Genomic DNA, 17,165 nt, shown 5'->3' with positions numbered 1-17,165 from the left:
CTGTACAGCTTGTTCTCCATCATATTATAAAGTCATGGCGTGTCCATACTTCGCGAGGAACGCTTCCTTCGCTTTGTAATCCTTCATCACGCTGCCAACAAGTCGCCAGAAAGAGCGATCATGATTCATGTGAATGAGATGGCAGAGCTCATGAATGACCACATAGTCAATGACCTCAAGGGGCGCCATCGCAAGACGGTAATTAAAGGTGAGATGTTTGGAAGAGCTGCAGCTACCCCACTTTGTTCGCGACTCCTCAATGGTGAAGGATTTAGGCGAGACTTTCAGCTGCTTCTGATAGATCTTAATCCTCTCCCCGATCACCTTCTTACAGCTGGCAAAGTAGAACTTCTTCAGCTCATGTTGGAGCGCATCTTCCGTACGCCCCTGGGTCTCGATTAAGTCATCAAGCGAATAATATTGGCCAAGATGCAGGAACTTGCCACTCTCTTCGTATGTTTTCACCTTCGGAGCATTTCGAGCTGACTCAATCGCTTGCAGTTGTTTCAAAATCTTATCCCCATACTGCCTTACGGCGTTTAGCACGGCATCATCACCTGTATGATTCGGCGCCTTCACCGTAACCAGACCTGAAGGATCGATATGGATGGACATCTTTTGCCGCGGACCGTATTCTACATGACATTCTATTTGTTGTTGTCCTAGTTCAATTTTCATATTCAACTTCGTTTCTATAAGGATGTATCTCCATTGTAACAGAATTGAACCGAATCCTCCTCTATTGGGTGGCAGGATTTACGGAAAAATTCCGCTGGAGAAAATCGATCTGATCGGATATGATCCGCTCCCGAATACCGTGCTCATAAAATTCGAAATGCGTAACGGGGTACGATTTCACCTCCGCTTTAGGAAGGCTTTTGATAAGCTCTGCCGATTGGGGGCCCTGCGTCTCCTTATCGAACTCACCATAGCAAATCAAAACGGATGCTTCGATTTGATTGGCTGTACTGCTTGGCTTATATTTGATCATTTCCCATATTCCCCGTGGCGCCACTTCGTTTCGCCATGTTTTGGATTGCATGCCGGGAATCGTTTTGGCCGCTTCTTCTCCCTTTTTCTTATTTTATCTTGCTGATTCTGCGTTCAAGAATCCGTTCCATTCAAGATATGGGATAGTGTTGCGGTTGGTTTCCGGCCTATGATCAGCTGCTGCCCATCCGTATAACCCTCCTCACGTCCATCGAGCTCTTGTATGAGCACAGAGCGCCAATATCTGATGCGTTCTTGACGGTCTTCATCCGCAATCGCATTATGCAGTTCTAGCGGATCAAGAACCAGGTCAAAAAATTGCTCCTCACCCGTTTGGGAGAACCAAATGTACTTTTCCTTCCCATCAGTCACCCAGTGATTGGACTGTACCCCTTGTGCATGCTCGCCATGCAGATGATGACGCCATGTCTGAGTGCTTAGCCCTTCTTCCTTTCCTGCTGAGGCAAGTCTCCAGATACTTTCTCCTTCGACCGTATCCGGTATAGGCACGCCAGCCGCCTCCAGCAGCGAAGGCATAATATCCCGCATTTCCACCACTTGATCCGACACCATGCCGCGCTGCAAGCCTAATCGGTTGCCCGGATCGTTGACGATGAACGGCACATGGGTGCTTCCTTCATACGGAAGAGACTTCCGGAATAAATGATGGTCTCCAAGCAGCTCACCATGGTCCGATGTAAACAGAATCACAGTGTTCTGCAGCTCTCCATATTCATTCAATGATTGCAAGAAGCGGCCAATTTGGTGATCAAGATGCGTAATGAGGGCGTAATAGGCAGCCATCGCTTTACGCAAGCGGCGTTTCGGTACCAGTCCCCGCCCTGTGATAGGGGAGTACCCTGCCAGATCGGGGTCCTCCGTCTGCGCCCAATCACCAACCGGCGGCTCCGGAATATCGGCATCCTCATACAGATCCAGATACGCCTGCGGGGGATCGAACGGTGGATGGGGCCTGACGAAAGACATCCACAGGAAGAATGGCTTTCCGGGATCCCGGCGACGCAAAAAATCAATAGACTGCGTTACCACCCAATTCGTCGGATGCTGCATTTCTGCCAAATGCCAAGGACGGGCGACGGTCGATGCGTTGCAATCCAGACCGAGATCAATCATATCCGCGCCGGGTACTCTCGCACGAAGCCATGGCAAGTAATCATCAACTTGATCGTAATGCTCCTGCATCGGAATACTATGGTTATTGCGGTTGTGATGCAGATAACCGTCGTGGAGCATGACATTGTGGAATCCCATCAGATTTCGTGCGGGGTAGACGTGCATTTTGCCGATACACTGTGTATGATAACCGGCACCGGCCAGTTCCCCCGGCAGCGTTCTCTTGTAATCCCATGGCACACAGTCCTGGTAGCCTACCCGGCCATGTGCCCGCTGTGATTGCCCGGTGAATATGGCTGCCCTTGCAGGTACACAGGTCGGTGTGGCTGAATATGCACGGCTAAACCGCACACCAGTCCTCGCAAGCTCGTCCAGATTAGGCGTCTCGACGACAGGATGACCCGCTATGCTGAGACAATCAAAGCGCATCTGATCGACTGTAATGAGCAAAACATTCGGCCTTCCCAGATTTTGACTCGAATTCATCACTTTTCCCCCTTCAACTACACCTCGCGCTTTCTTGGTTTTGGTCAACTCCATTTTATCGGGACGGCACCCACTGACTAATAACGCATTGCAGTTTCCCATAAACGAGATGTTCTATTGAAAGTATTCGTCCGAATTCATTCATTTCCTTTTATTGAACTCCTAATGTCCCTGTACAAGGAACAGTTGATGAGTCTCACCTTATAAGTGAAAAAGAGCCGCAATTTTGCGGCTCCTTTCGTTTTGATGCTGGCAAACTGCTCCACGATCCATTGAAGCCACCGCATCTTATTTCGGCGTACTGGGGGCGTCCGATTATCTTCATAGTTCACGGGCTACCCTGCTTAGTTCCTGACGAACCTCATTAGCATGGATCGCAAGACAAGCTTTCGATCAGGATGCATGGCTTACGTTACTATTCTTCAACCCGTGACTCTCGGCTTCGTCGGATCGCAGTTCGGATTCTGTATTTCACCCAGTGCAGCCAACTTGGACAAATAGTAGCACTCTTCACGATACATATGATCTGGCATCAGCGGATTAATCCGGTCCAGCACCTCCCCGCGCAGTTCAAATTCTTCGAGTTCTGCCAAAAAGTGCATGAACACCCTCATTTCCAGATCTATATCAGCGTGGAATTTACGCATAGCAGGAAAATCCTTTAATTGGGTCCTTAAATAACCCGTCATTTCTACCGCCTTTAGATAAAAACCTTCAAAATCTTTTTGAAACGCCATGCTTTTTGCAATTAACGGCTTTTCAGCAAAATCAAGATCGGCCGCTAGGCTTGCTGCATGACCAAATGCATCCTGCAGCCAAACCATATCATAGTGCAAGGGATGAAACAGAGGTACGCCCTTACCTTCTTGTAACGCCTGTAATATCCGCAGGTATTCCTCCAATTCATTTACCATATGATTGACAAAGGAAGGTGTCAGAAGGAAATCAATTTTGCCTACAAGCTGTCGTTCCAGCAATTTCAGCTTGAACTCGCGCAGTTCATAAGTGGCTTTATAGGCATCCTTCGTCAGTTTCTCGATGAATGTGGAGGCATCGGGTCGCCGCGACTCCCCAAGCAGCATATCAAATCTAGCCATTAAGGACTCTGCTGTAGCGATATCCCCTTTTTCCTTGGGGGAAAGTGCGGTAAAAATAAAACGACAGTGGTCGCCAAGAATCTGTAGCCAAAACCGGTGCTCATACAAGGGATCACTCATTGATCTTGCCCCTCCCAATAGCGTTATTCTCAGAAAATATATGCTGCTGACAGCGGAGTAGAACGCGGAAGGGGTAATCATACCATATTCGCGGCTCGAGCATCATTCACGACAAAATACGGGATTGAAAGTGTTCCGTTGTTTGCCTAGCGCCGCCTTACGACTGCATTTCGTTTTCGATTCGTTTCATAAAGTCTTCAGCCGCGCTGTATCCAAGTTGTTTCAGATACCAATTGTTGGCCGCCGCCTCGATAAGACTGGCGACGTCGCGTCCCGGCTGAAGTTGAACCTCGATATGCGGAATTTGAATGCCTAAATACTCTGTAAACTGAGGCACCGCCTCCAGCTCGTTGTTTAGGGAATTTTCACGCCAAGGCGACAGCTCAATATCGAGCACGATTCGTGTTTCGTCCTGAAATGCCGTGCGCCCGTATTGACGAACGACATTGATCAGACCGATGCTTCGCAGCGCCAGAAACTCGCGGGTTGTCTCATTGTGTGTGCCAAGAAGAGTCGAAGGGCCCAGCTTTTTAAGCACAACAATATCGTCTGCCACAAACCGGTGACCTCGTCTGATCAAGGTGTGAGCTGTCTCGCTTTTGCCAATCCCGGATTTACCCCGAAGCAGGATTCCTATGCCCGATACATTCACACATACCGCATGGATTGACATCTCCGGTGCCAAGGTCTTCACCAAATAACTGTCCAACTTGGCGATGAATTCCGTAGTCGTCTCTGTTGTCCGCAATAACGGTATGCCCTCTTGGTTACAGAAAAGGGTCAGATAAGGAATCTCCTGCTGTCCTGACGTGACAATAAAGCACGGCGGATGATATTTGACGATATTCCCGATATGTAACTTGCGTTCTTCTATGGTAAGCGTCAGTAAATAGTTGATTTCCTTGCGACCGAGCACCTGCACGCGCTCCATAGGAAAAAAATCGAAATACCCGACAAACTCCAGTCCCGGCCTGTGCGTCTGTGGACGGGTAATCATGCGATCCATGCGATTGGCTCCTGCCAGTACTTCCAAATGAAAAATTTCCGTAATACTTTGAACGGTGATCGACTTCATGTTGTTCTCCTCCTGCGATTGCAGTATGTATTCGGATATATTCAACGAACAACAGGTACTTTCCTGCCTATTTGCTTCCATACTATCAGACAGCGTCAATCTTCCAGATCATCAGCGATCAATGACGGCTACGACTGTCTATATACATGCGCCGTTAGTGATACATCAAAAAAGCCGCCAATTTTGGCGACTCTTGTGAGTATATAATGTGATCCTTATCGTAGGCTTGCAGGGCACCCATCTACAATACCTCAAAGGTAAGGTCAGGCGCGTCCTCTACCTTCACAGGCTCCATGGATTGTCCATCGTATCCCATTTCCAGCACGGCAACGATCCGTTCACCATCATGAACACCAAATCGACGGGTGCATACTCTATCATAAATCCAGTCATTCATCGTCATTCGTACATGGAGCATGCGATCCTGAGCAAGCAGACGGAAATTTTGCATGAGGCAGCTTGCAGCTGCGTAATCCTCTTCTCTTTTATGCGGATCCTGATCTTCCTTAATGACCAATATCAGATAAGCCGGAGCCTGATCCTGTAAATCAGATAACACGTCTGTGTTGTCAGAACCGATAAATATAAACCGCCAAGGTTCCCGCATTCCGTCATTAGGAGCCCATACAGCAACATTCAATAATTCCAAAATATGATTCTCGGAAACGGGTCTAGCGCTATAACTCATCCAATGACCCCTCCTCCGCTCGTTAATATCGTCCATTTCTTTTCTGCTTGAGTTCGTGCTCTGCCTCTTGGAGCCTTATCGAAATAACCCAGATGAAAAATACCAACCAGTCTCTCATTGGGCTGCAGCATCAACAGATCGAATAATTCCTTGCTCTGCATCATCGGTTCGGTGTCCCACAAGGTACCGAGCCGACGCTGCCAGGCAAGAAGCTGAAAATTTTGCATGATCCCGCAGACCGCTGCATAATTCATATCACTTTTCCTTCTGTCCGCATCAGTAGAGGCAATAATAATGAGATGGCCAGGTATATCGGTAACCCTCTTCCGAACGAAATCCCGAACCTTCTCCGGCACCCATTTAACCAGCCTGTTCTTCACCAAGGGTTCCAGCATACTGGAAGCCAAACGTTCCTTCGCATCCGCCGACCCCGCATAAACGCTTCGGAAGACCACTTCCTCTCTGGAAGGATAAAGCTGCCGTGCAGCGTAGAGTAAATTTACCACCAGCTCCTGGTCCACGGGGATGGAGTTAAACTTGCGGATGCTTCTTCGTTCTCTGATCGTCTTCATGTAATTCATGTTTTCAACCCCCAGCCATTGCTCGCTTGAATTCCCCTTCGAACTCTTCAAGGATCGCAACAGCGAACATATTCTTAATGATAAAAGTCAGCCAAATCTCCAAATAACCGCTTAATGAAATCAAGCTCGGAATCGCTATATCTTTCCAAAAACTCGTTCATCCTCTGCTGCTCCTTGATATGGAACTCATCATGAATGGCAAAAAGCCTTTTTCCGGCCGCTGTTAGCCGGAAGTACACTTCTTTTTTGTTATCATTGAGCTGGGCTTTGCGCACCCACCCCGCCTTCAATAATTTATTGGTTATCTTCGAGGTGTTCCCTTTGCTTAAGTTCATGGACTCGGCAATGGAAGTGACATTAATCGGTTCTTGCTCCCCAATACACGCGATCGTATGCAGTTCCGTTATGTTTAGGGTGGATTCTATCTCTATTAATTTCCGGAGTTCTTCGATAAAAGCGCTGCTTAGCCGGTTCTCATATTGTTCTTTTTGTTGCAGAAATTGAATGAAATTTTCATGGATAGTGTTTTTTATCATTTTGTTCGTACTCATGATTATGCAAGCTCCTCGACTCATTGTTTTTTTCATTATAACCAAAGTTCGTTTCGCAAGAAACAATATGAGTATACAACAGAAGTTACACCCCGGAAAGAAAAGATATTTCCAGTCATCCAGCCATACTAAGCCCCCCTTACTTCGGATTATTGTTTCAACAGAATAAATAAAAAAACAGAAATTACGGATGTATACCAATGAATACTCCAAATATTTATTCATATGAAACAATTAAATATTAAGGTTATTTCGATTCGGTGTCAATTCCATCCATTCTCCATAACTGCTTGAAACGCAGCCGTATCTTTGCCTGCAGATCGAGTTTATACCTTATGCTTCCAATGGAGAAAAAAAAGGCAGCTGCGCGGTCGCAGCTGCCTTTTGATTTGCAGAAATGGACTATTTGCTTGTTTTCAACGAGAGCGCAGGTCTCGTTAAGGAATATACGGCGCAAATTAGCGACACCATGACGATTCCTCCGCCTACCCAAGACGTACTGGCTACGGTACCTCCCTGCTCTAACACGAGGCCGCCGATAGCGGATCCCAGTGCAATACCGATTTGCAGCGCGGAATTGTTAAAACTCTGCTGGATATCGGACGAGCCTGGATCCACTTGAATCAAATAATTCTGCAGCGGAGGAGCCAGACTCCAGCTTAATGCACCCCATACCATCATCACGACTAAAAATACGCCGATTGAGAATGTAGAGAACGGGAGTAGAAACAGTACCAGCATGAATGACGTAATGATGATTACAATGCTCTTGTTCGAGCCCAGCCGGTCGGCGAGAGCGCCTCCAAACGCCCCACCGCCGACTGCGGATAGTCCGAACAGGAAGTAACAAATGCTGATCCAGTATGGACTCAGCCCAAGCTCCGATTCAAGAAACGGCGTGAAGTATGCATAAATGGTGTAGTGCCCTGCAAGCATGAACAAGGTGGCGAGATGCGCTCCAGCGATTTTCGATTTGCCGAGCGCCTTGAGCTGAACGGATAACGGTGTGATATTTTCAGGTTTGATCCGATCCAGGAACATATAGATCAAGATCATGGAGCCAATCGACAGAATGCCGATACCGAGGAATAATACCCTCCATCCAAAAGCTTCACTGATCAAAATGCCGAGCGGCACGCCAAGCACCAATGACGAGCTGATCCCCATATAAATCACGCCTAATGCTTTCGCCCGATGTGCAGGCTCAACCACCTTGGCAGTAATGGTCAACGATAACACGATAATCAGCGCTGTACTCATGGCGGTTAATATTCTGGCAGCCATTAACAACGTAAAACTTGGACTTACATAAGCCAGCAAGTTACCAATGAAGAAAACAAATAAGGAAATCATATAGAGCCGTTTCCGCTCCACTCTTGCTGTAAGCGCAAGGAGAACCGGTCCAGCTACCGCATAGACCAGGGCGAACACGGTAATCAGCTGACCAGCCGTACCGAGTGAAATATGCAAGTCGTCCGCAATGAGCGGCAGTATTCCGCCAACAATAAGCTCAACCAGCCCGACGGATATCGTCGAAATCGCTAGAATTAATACTTTCAGATTCATCTGGAATGGAATCCCCTTTCTTCGATGTCATATTTGCTTAAAATCAACAAAAAAATCCTGATTACAAAAAATGAGATACATTTTCTGTAATCAGGATTTTACGGTTCCTGGTAGAGACCCTCAGACCATATTAATGAGGTTATACATTTAAATATTGTATTCAGTTCCGCAACGATCGTTGTTTAATTTATCACATCCGTTACGAAAGATCAAGATCCCAGGCAGGATTCCAGCAGATCTCCCACAAGTGCCCGTCCGGATCGAGAAAGTGGCCGGAGTAGCCCCCCCAGAATGTGTCTTGTGCTGGCACGGTTACCGTTGCCCCCGCCCTTCTGGCTTGCTCCATCACCTCATCCACTTCTTCCTTGCTGCCGACGTTGTGACCGATGGTAAACTCCGAGGAACTCGGAGAAGACAGAGGAACATTCGCCTCAACTGACAGATCTTTGCGATTCCATATCGCCAGTTTCACGCCTGCCTGCAAATCAAAGAATGCTACAGCCCCGTGCTCAAACTCCGTCCCAATGATCCCTTCGGTAGATAGGCCGAGTCCATCACGGTAAAACTTCAATGACCGCTCCAGGTCATCAACGCCGATTGTAAGTACGGATATACGTGCCTTCATAATCACATTACCTCCTATGCATCATCATCATTAACCTCTTACATATTTTCGTCGATGGCTCTATCAAAAGATTGTAAAAAACGGACAACGTGCGCCTACACGTCGAGAGTTCACTCATCGATCACCTCAAAGCCTGTTTCGGTGACATGCCATATAAACGCCTGAAGTTGTTAATAAAATGAGGTTGATCATAGTACCCGTAGCTGGCAGCGATATCAGGAAACCGGGTCGGCTTGGTCTGATGCAATTCCTGCAGCATATTTTGAAAACGAATAATCTCCGTCATGATCTTCGGGCTGACGCCCAATTCCTTCTGAAATGTTCTTCTTATGTTTCTCTCACTATAATTAAGTTTTTCCGCCAAGACGCGAACCGTTATTCTCCCCTTAGCGGCGTACAGATACTGCATGCTGTGCTCTAGCAGCGGTTCCGAACGGACGTTATTCCGGCCCAAGACGCCCATTAAGAACCTTTCAATCAATTCCATTCGGTGAGCGGAATCCAGAGCCGTGACCATTTCCTCGTTCAGCTGATTTACATCCAGCCCCCATGCTTCCACCAAGAATACAGGACCCTCACGGAAATCGGAAGCTGGGTAATGGATGAATGGGCGGACGGTTTCCGCAAAAAAACGAATACCGAACAGTGACTGATCCTGCGTGAGTCTCACGGCTTCGTAAGATGACATCAGTCCGGTAATGAAGCCGGAGGTTGAAGTATCCCGTGCCTTCAAATTAAATATAATATCGACGCAGCCGTCAGGAAGGATGCGATGAAGCGGCTGCTGAAGTGACGAAGCTTGATAATCCAAGGTCCAATAACAGGCCACATAAGGAGTTAATGACGGGCTTGGCAGATATTCTTGATAGGTGTATGAAGAGTCCGGAGACGGGTTTTCTATCGTTGGTGCTTGTATAGGGACATAGTTCCGCAAGTGTGCTCACCCTTATTTACGTTGGATATACAAATGACTCGAACGAACAATTCAATTATAGCAACTAGATTAATGCTCCCTGCTCGCATAACATGGCCGTCACGTGTCGTAATGTAAACCTTCCAATCCTCCGTTACTTCGCTGCCGTCTTTCATGACAAAGGTTCGGATGTGTTCGGTGCCGGCGAATTACCCCCCTGAATAAACGTTCCTATTCGCAACGCCGCTTCGCGCAGGGCCGCTTCTTCCTGAACTAACGCAATTCGCACGTAGCCTTCTCCTTCGGAGCCGAAAGCATCCCCAGGAATAACCGCAACGCCGGTTTCCAGCAGTAATTCGCGGGCGAAACGGCGCGAACTCCATTGAAGATCACGGAATGCTTCAGGCAGCCTGGCCCATAGGAACATCGTGGCCTGTGGCTTAGGAACAACCCATCCCGCTTCGGCAAGTGATGCCACGAGGACATCGCGCCGTTGTTCATATAGTGAAGCGACACCCTGTTCCTCATGGGCAGATGCCATGGCTTGACGCAGTGCATGGACAGCCGCAATCTGTACAGGCTTGAATACGCCGAAATCAATGTTGCTTTTGTACTCCCGCAGCGCGCTCACTGCTTCCTCATGACCGGCAAGAAAGCCGATGCGACACCCTGCCATGTTAAAGCTCTTGGAGAAGGAGTGGAATTCTACCGCGATGTCGATGGCACCGGGGACCTGCAGAATACTCATGGGGCGGTAGCCGTCAAAACCCATTTCAGAATAGGCAAGGTCATGGACGATCAGCACGTCCCATTTTTTCGCCAAACGAATCAACTTTTCAAAAAAAGCAAGATCGGCCCGCACCGCAATCGGATTCCCCGGAAAATTCAGCAGGATGAAGGTCGCTTTCGCCCAAATCTCTTCCGGAATGCTGTCCAGATCCGGCACGAATCCAAACTCCTCCTTCAGTGGAAGATACCAGGGCTTTACGCCTGCAATCGCAAGCGCCCCGGCATAAATCGGATATCCCGGATTCGGCACAATGGCTACATCCCCCGGATTACATATGGCCTGAGCCAGATGCGATAGTCCATCCTGGGAGCCCATCAAAGCCAGGATTTCGGTATCCGGATTAACTTTTACGCCAAATCGATGCTGCATCCAAGCCGCCGACTGCTCTCGGAACTCCATGGTTCCTCTTGTGCCTGGATATGTATAATTATCTGCTTTCAGCGCTTCTTGGCTAAGCACCTCACGGATATCCTCGGAAGGGCCACGGTCAGGGCTGCCGATGCTTAAGTCGATAATATGTCTTCCTGCTTGAGAAGCCTCTTGTTTCCACTCGCTGACCTCGGCAAATATGGAAGAACCGATCTGCGATAGTTTGTCCGCACGCCATGTGCGTTTGGAAGTTTGATTCGGCAAGATATCCACCTACTCCACTTTTTTTCCTACATTATAGCATGAAGGTGGAGGAGCATCTCTTTGAAATCCTCATTTCAGGCTTGACTTGAAAAGCCTTTCATAACGTAAGATCGAAGCATACAAAAAGAGAAATCAGGAGAAGAGACAACCATGACCAGAACACGAGAGACCGTCTTTATTATCGCCTTTACGTTTGCCGCCTTCGTACTAGGTACTACCGAATATGTCATTGTTGGATTGTTAAAAGACATCAGCGTAAGTCTCAGCATTTCGCTTGCCGCAGCCGGCGTCCTCGTATCCAGCTTCGCCATTGCATATGCCCTCGGAACGCCGTTTGCCGTAACGCTGCTCGGACGCATACCTCGGCATGTTACCATTCTGACAGCGTATATTGCAGTGTTAGTGTTTAATTATTTGACCATCTTTGCCACTACGTACCCTGTCATGTTATTCATTCGCGTCATGACCGCGATGCTGTGCGGACTAACCTTATCGCTGGCGATTGCCGCGACCAGCGAGCATATGAGTGCTTCCCGCAGAGCCGGTGCGGTTGCCTGGATCATCGGAGGTTTCTCGATTGCCAATGTCCTTGGCGTTCCCGTCGGAACGCAGATCGGCCAAATGGCAGGATGGCAAACGGCTTTCATTGTTACATCATTGGTTGGAATCATCCCGCTAGCCTTGATGCTGGCTGTCATACCAAAGAGCAATACGATTAGCGTAAGCTCCATGAAACAGCAGTTTGCCTTGTTCAAGAACAAGCGAATCCGACTTGCCTTCTTCATTCCAGTCCTTGGCGTAGGCTCCGTTTTTATCGTATACACGTACATAACGCCGCTATTGGAAAATGTGATGGGGATTCCGCAGCAATGGATCAGCACTGTTCTGCTGGCTTACGGCGCTTTCACGATTCTTAGCAATTGGCTCGGGGCCAAGGTAGCACAAGGCAATTCAAGGGTAAAATTGAAAGTGATTTTCACCATCCAAGCGATGATTATGATGGCTCTTGCCCTTACCCTATCACTCCCTTGGATGGCCTTAGTGTCGTTAATGCTGGTCGCCTGCTTTTCCTTTGCGCTCAGTACCGCCGTTCAGCTATACCTGATTGACCTGGCGGATGAATCTTCTCCCGGCTCCAAGGACTTCGCTTCCACGCTCATGCCGGTTGCATCCAATTTGGGTATCGCCATCGGTTCCCTGCTGGGCAGCCTTGTCGTGGATAACGTCGGTCTTGAATACCTGCCTTGGGCTGCAGTAGTGTTCGCTATCGGAGCATTTGCCGTTACTTCCCGCTGCCATCAACTGGATCAAGAACAACTGGACTTAACGCTGCTGACATCAGCTAAAGCATCATAGACCGCTATTCTTCAATCCTTCTCATTTTCCTTAAGAGAGGGATTTTTTGGTACCAGCCGGAAATCGGTCGCTCTCGTAAGAACAGATATTTTATCGGAAGAACGACACAGTAATTAAGATCAGATACCTTTTCGGAGGAATGTCACAGTAATAAGAACAGTAACCTTATCGGAAGAATGTCACAGTAATAAGAACGGATACCTTTTCGGAAGAATGTCACAGTAATTAAGAACGGATACCTTATCGGAAGAATGTCACAGTAATAACGTTTTGTTTCAACGGAAAACTAAGGAGAAGAAAGGAGGAACATTCAAAAAGCTTACCCAATATGAAACGGCGTAAGCTTTTTGTCTACCTCTTCTGCCTTCTGCCCGCATGTGTCCGAAAATTAGCCGAATTCCATGTACAACAGTAATTCAGCTCAGCAGCGATTAGCCGCGTACAGAACCCTGTTTGGATACCGCCACCCGGCATTGTTAGCATCCACCGAGTTGCCCTCATTAGGATACCGCCATCCGGTATCGTTAACATCCGCCGAGTTGCGATATTTGAGGACACTGGTTCCGCTATTCCCTTGTTTTTACCCATTTCGCAACAATATGCGGACAAGAGATCCGCTATTGCGAGATTTTTGGCGGATTAGTCCGTGATTATGGTGCAATAGCGGATCCTGTGTCCGCATAAACTCCATAATCGGCCGATTCCCGCGATATAACGGATCCTCTGTCCTCCCGGACTCGACATCGAGCGAATTTCAGCACATAGCGGCGCCATTTCTCTCCACATGTGCCCAGAACATGCCGATTTCGGCATAATATCGATCCTCCGGCCTCATGATCCCCATTGGGCGAATCGCAGCATGTGACGAGGCCTCTTTTGCCTTCTGCCCGCATGTCCAACAATAGGTCGAGCCCCGCGTACAACACTAATTCAGCTCAGCAGCGATTAGCCGCGTTTAGGCCCCTCGTTAGGATGCCGCCACCCGGCATTGTTAGCATCCACCGAGTTGCCCTCATTAGGATACCGCCATCCGGTATCGTTAACATCCGCCGAGTTGGATATTTGAGGACACTGGTTCCGCTATTCCCTTGTTTTTACCCATTTAGCAACAATATGCGGACAAGAGATCCGCTATTGCGAGATTTTTGGGGGATTAGTCCGTGAGTATGGTGCAATAGCGGATCCTGTGTCCGCGTAAACTCCATAATCGGCCGATATCCGCAAAATAACGGATCCTCTGTCCTCCCGGACTCCATATCGAGCGAATTTCAGTACATAGCGGGGCCACTTCTGTCCACATGTGCCCAAAAAATAGACAGATTCCTGCAATACGGATCCTCTGGCCTTATAGACGAGCGAATCTCTGCAAATAGCAGAGCCTCTTCTGCTCGCATGAACTCCATATGTACCGACTTCAGCATATTACGGATCCTCTGTCCTCTTGATCTTCTTAATAGGCGCATATAGAATTGGCCCCCTCCACACAGACTTCGTAACGAGCGAATCTCAGCATTTAGGAGAGCCTCTTCTGCCCGCATGTGCCCAAAATAGGCCGATTCCCGCCTATAGCGATTCTTCCCGCATCATCCTACTGTTCAATGGATGCCCTATTTAAGCAGCCATCTCCCGGCATGCTTTCGTACATCGAAAGCATGCTTCAGCACATTCTTGACAGTGCTTCATATCATGCTTCTTGCACTCGTTACCGCATGCTTCGCAGACATCGGCGCAGATCCTGCATAGTTCTCTGGCATACATACTGTTCGTGGACATCGCTTGAGCCGCAAAGGCGCAAATATCCGCACACTGCCGATCCAAGCGAATACATTCTTTCATCATCGCCACATCATGTTCATCCAAACATGCGGTGTAACAATGGTTACAGGCTACCATACAGCGCAAGCATTCCTCGATACATTGTTGAAATTGTTCATGTGACATCATACATTCTCCTTTCGGTTTTAGCGATCATAGGGATTACCTTTTTTCAAGGTTGTATGTAATTAACCAAAACTTGTGAAGATGATATGAGGATGTTGTATATTTCGATACAATTGGCAACAGAAAAGACGACTGCATCGCAGTCGTCTTTTCTTGCTCATGTTGATCATAAATCTAGTTCATTTTGATCATGAATCTTGCTCATGTTGATCACGAATCTTGCTCATTTTGATCATGTATTAAGTTAACCAATCTTCAAAAGAATCCGCCAAGCTCTGCAACTCCTGAAAGAACATGCTGGCATGATAACCATCACACACAGCATGGTGCACCTGCAATGAGACTGGAAGCAGCATACGGCCACCCTGCTCGGTATATTTTCCGCCGGTTATGATGGGAAGAAGATAGTCTGCTTCATTGACAATGTTTAGATTAAATCCGCTAAAACTTGCCCAGGGTATCATGGATATGGGAAACGTGTTCGGCGGTGGATTCTCTTTAACAAACAGCCCTTTTGTATCCCGATATTGCTCCATGTCCTGCTCGTAATGATCATGAAATCGATAGAAATCATTCGAAAATGCTGTCCATAAACAGGAGAAGGTATGGTCATCGTTATGGAAAAAGGTATAACTCGGCGTCATCCGATCCCAGTAACCCAATTCCCCTTCGGGACTATAGGAAGTTTTGAATTCAACCCGATCATTGACAACTCTTGTAACCATATAAATAAAAGCTGGATAAAGCTTGAATCCATTAGCTTTTAACGAATACAACAAGCGAGTAATGTCGATATCCACGGTGATGCTGAAGGTGCATTTATTCGATCGAAGATAATGCTCATAATAAGGCTTTCTCGTCCACTCTTCAACATTAATAATGTGAAACTTCATCATTTTTGCCCTCCTAAAATAATTTCGTTCTATTTCAGGAGGGTACATCCACTGATCTAATCACACGCCATCACTCCAAAGTTTCCGTAGTAGTAGAACTATTACATATTTTAACCTTTACAGCTATTCCTTTAAATTAACAATCTGTTATATCTTCGAATTTATCTGAAATCTGCCCAGCTTCATTATTATAAATGATACAGCCATCAAAAAAAATAGGTGTCTGTTTATGCGCCCACTGGGTACTTGTGCACTCAACACATGCACAGGTTACGTATGATATACCAATTCAAGGGGAGGTGTTCGCGGATGGGGTGTCCATCTAGGAAGGCCAAGCGCTGTCGGAAGAAAAAAATGATTCTCATACGTAAACCGAAAAAGAAAAAACGTCGATGTATTATTATCAGAAGGAAAGTGATCCGAGTAAAATGTCCTCCGCCTACGATCATAAACGGAACCGCAGGCATACAAGGTCCACAGGGTACTACAGGATTACCTGGATCTCAGGGTATTCCAGGTCCGCCTGGACCACCAGGACCGCAAGGAATCCCCGGTCCTCAAGGTGCTCAGGGAGTACCAGGCCCACAAGGTGCCCAGGGTCCTCAAGGTCCAGCGGGTGAAAGCCCCACGGATCCCTGCTTTGAAGAATTGAGAGATACTTTGCTGCAATTAGACAATCAATACATTTCGGTTTCAACTTCGGGCTTCACCGATAGTATCGAGGGTCGGATTTTGCGAACCGGAGAAGGAACGGTTATTCTTACCGGTGTATTCGGAACGCGAATCATTCCGGTATGCTCCATCAATTCCGTGGACCACGGTCCCTTCGCTTATGCTTTATTTGCTTTCAACGATGTCATCACCGTCATTAATACGGCTACAAATACCATAATGGGCTTCATACCAGTCGGAGATAGTCCAAACGATATTGTCTTCACCCCTGACGGAACTCGTGCCTATGTAACTAACTTTAACGATGATAATGTCCAAGTGATTGATACCGCCTCCAACACCATCATCGGTCTTCCGATTCCCGTTGGAGATGGTGCCAATCGAAATGCAATCACGCCAGATGGTTCGCGGGTATACGTCACGAATTTTGTTGACAGTACGGTCTCTGTCATCGAAACGACCATAAATACGGTCATCGGATCTCCAATACCTGTAGGGGCCGGTCCTAACGGAATTGCCATTACGCCGAACGGCTTGCGAGCCTATGTCGCCAACTCAACCGATGGAACCGTCTCGGTTATCGACACCGCTTCAAATACGGTGCTCGGGTTGCCTATACCGGTTGGTTTGTCTCCTGGGGAGGTGGCAATTACTCCGGATAGTACGCGAGTGTATGTCACCAATTTCTCAAGCGCCTCCGTCTCCGTCATCGATACCGCCTCCAATCTGGTCATTGCGACCATCCCTGTTGGGATTAACCCTACCGGAATCGCGATTACCCCTGATGGTTCTCGGGCCTATGTCACGAATGCCGGCTCTAATACGGTATCCATCATTCACATTGCCGCCAACACGGTTATTGCTCCAACGATCACCGTTGGTCTAGGTCCGAGCGGCATTGCGATTACTCCGGATGGCACCCGTGCGTATATAACTAATTTTCAGATTCCCGAGATTTCAATCATTAATACATCATCCAACACGGTTACCTCAATACCATTAACTAATACGGGATACACAGGGATTGGCATAACGCCTATAACGATCTAGATGG

16 protein-coding genes and 1 riboswitch are annotated in these 17,165 nt (G+C 47.6%); of the genes, 2 read left to right on the top strand and 14 right to left on the bottom strand.

Annotated elements, in window-relative coordinates:
- Positions 1 to 24 precede the first annotated feature (24 nt).
- The 12 genes from M4D81_RS24035 to M4D81_RS23980 all read right to left on the bottom strand — a co-directional run bounded on the left by M4D81_RS24035 (position 25) and on the right by M4D81_RS23980 (position 11,249).
- A complete protein-coding gene (locus M4D81_RS24035) occupies positions 25 to 678 on the bottom strand; it encodes a M48 family metallopeptidase (protein ID WP_260068281.1) in 654 nt (217 codons plus the stop codon).
- A gap of 61 nt (positions 679 to 739) precedes the next feature.
- On the bottom strand, positions 740 to 991 hold the full coding sequence (locus M4D81_RS24030; protein WP_260068280.1) for a hypothetical protein: 252 nt from the start codon (positions 989 to 991) through the stop codon (positions 740 to 742).
- Between the two features lie 113 nt (positions 992 to 1,104).
- Entirely contained in the window at positions 1,105 to 2,610 is a 1,506-nt protein-coding gene (locus M4D81_RS24025) for an arylsulfatase (protein WP_260068279.1), read from the bottom strand.
- Positions 2,611 to 3,032: 422 nt separating this feature from the next.
- The gene (locus tag M4D81_RS24020; protein WP_260068278.1) at positions 3,033 to 3,827 is read right to left on the bottom strand and encodes a DUF2935 domain-containing protein; all 795 of its coding nucleotides are present in this window, start codon (positions 3,825 to 3,827) and stop codon (positions 3,033 to 3,035) included.
- 157 nt (positions 3,828 to 3,984) lie between these two features.
- Entirely contained in the window at positions 3,985 to 4,902 is a 918-nt protein-coding gene (hprK, locus tag M4D81_RS24015) for an HPr(Ser) kinase/phosphatase (protein WP_071218491.1), read from the bottom strand.
- 241 nt (positions 4,903 to 5,143) lie between these two features.
- Positions 5,144 to 5,590, bottom strand: coding sequence for a nitroreductase family protein (locus M4D81_RS24010; protein WP_260068277.1), 447 nt, complete (start codon positions 5,588 to 5,590; stop codon positions 5,144 to 5,146).
- Complete coding sequence (locus M4D81_RS24005; protein WP_260068276.1) at positions 5,587 to 6,171, bottom strand: nitroreductase family protein; 585 nt, start codon at positions 6,169 to 6,171, stop codon at positions 5,587 to 5,589. Before M4D81_RS24005 ends, M4D81_RS24010 begins: the two co-directional genes overlap by 4 nt.
- A gap of 74 nt (positions 6,172 to 6,245) precedes the next feature.
- Positions 6,246 to 6,722, bottom strand: a complete 477-nt coding sequence (locus M4D81_RS24000; protein WP_260068275.1) for a MarR family transcriptional regulator — start codon at positions 6,720 to 6,722, stop codon at positions 6,246 to 6,248.
- A gap of 402 nt (positions 6,723 to 7,124) precedes the next feature.
- The gene (locus tag M4D81_RS23995; RefSeq protein WP_071218494.1) at positions 7,125 to 8,288 is read right to left on the bottom strand and encodes an MFS transporter; all 1,164 of its coding nucleotides are present in this window, start codon (positions 8,286 to 8,288) and stop codon (positions 7,125 to 7,127) included.
- 67 nt (positions 8,289 to 8,355) lie between these two features.
- Positions 8,356 to 8,455, bottom strand: a riboswitch (purine riboswitch).
- Between the two features lie 32 nt (positions 8,456 to 8,487).
- Positions 8,488 to 8,913 (bottom strand): VOC family protein, encoded by a 426-nt coding sequence (locus M4D81_RS23990; RefSeq protein ID WP_071218495.1) that lies wholly within the window; start codon positions 8,911 to 8,913, stop codon positions 8,488 to 8,490.
- A 121-nt stretch (positions 8,914 to 9,034) separates the two neighbouring features.
- The gene (locus tag M4D81_RS23985) at positions 9,035 to 9,847 is read right to left on the bottom strand and encodes a helix-turn-helix transcriptional regulator (RefSeq protein WP_260068274.1); all 813 of its coding nucleotides are present in this window, start codon (positions 9,845 to 9,847) and stop codon (positions 9,035 to 9,037) included.
- 151 nt (positions 9,848 to 9,998) lie between these two features.
- Complete coding sequence (locus tag M4D81_RS23980; protein WP_260068273.1) at positions 9,999 to 11,249, bottom strand: aminotransferase class I/II-fold pyridoxal phosphate-dependent enzyme; 1,251 nt, start codon at positions 11,247 to 11,249, stop codon at positions 9,999 to 10,001.
- 150 nt (positions 11,250 to 11,399) lie between these two features.
- Between M4D81_RS23980 and M4D81_RS23975 the strand changes: the two genes are divergently transcribed.
- A complete protein-coding gene (locus M4D81_RS23975; RefSeq protein ID WP_260068272.1) occupies positions 11,400 to 12,605 on the top strand; it encodes an MFS transporter in 1,206 nt (401 codons plus the stop codon).
- A gap of 1,611 nt (positions 12,606 to 14,216) precedes the next feature.
- On the opposite strand, the gene M4D81_RS23970 is transcribed toward M4D81_RS23975, so the two are convergent.
- Together M4D81_RS23970 and catA are read right to left on the bottom strand one after the other, a co-directional pair.
- Positions 14,217 to 14,546: a four-helix bundle copper-binding protein gene (locus M4D81_RS23970; RefSeq protein WP_260068382.1), complete on the bottom strand. Its 330-nt coding sequence runs from the start codon at positions 14,544 to 14,546 to the stop codon at positions 14,217 to 14,219.
- A gap of 239 nt (positions 14,547 to 14,785) precedes the next feature.
- On the bottom strand, positions 14,786 to 15,439 hold the full coding sequence (gene catA, locus M4D81_RS23965; protein WP_260068381.1) for a type A chloramphenicol O-acetyltransferase: 654 nt from the start codon (positions 15,437 to 15,439) through the stop codon (positions 14,786 to 14,788).
- 732 nt (positions 15,440 to 16,171) lie between these two features.
- Here catA and M4D81_RS23960 point away from each other — a divergent pair.
- A complete protein-coding gene (locus M4D81_RS23960; RefSeq protein WP_260068380.1) occupies positions 16,172 to 17,161 on the top strand; it encodes a beta-propeller fold lactonase family protein in 990 nt (329 codons plus the stop codon).
- Positions 17,162 to 17,165 lie beyond the last annotated feature (4 nt).

It is taken from the genome of Paenibacillus sp. p3-SID867 (assembly GCF_025142895.1).
Classification (GTDB): domain Bacteria; phylum Bacillota; class Bacilli; order Paenibacillales; family Paenibacillaceae; genus Paenibacillus_AQ.
This window is presented reverse-complemented; position numbering and strand designations above follow the sequence as displayed.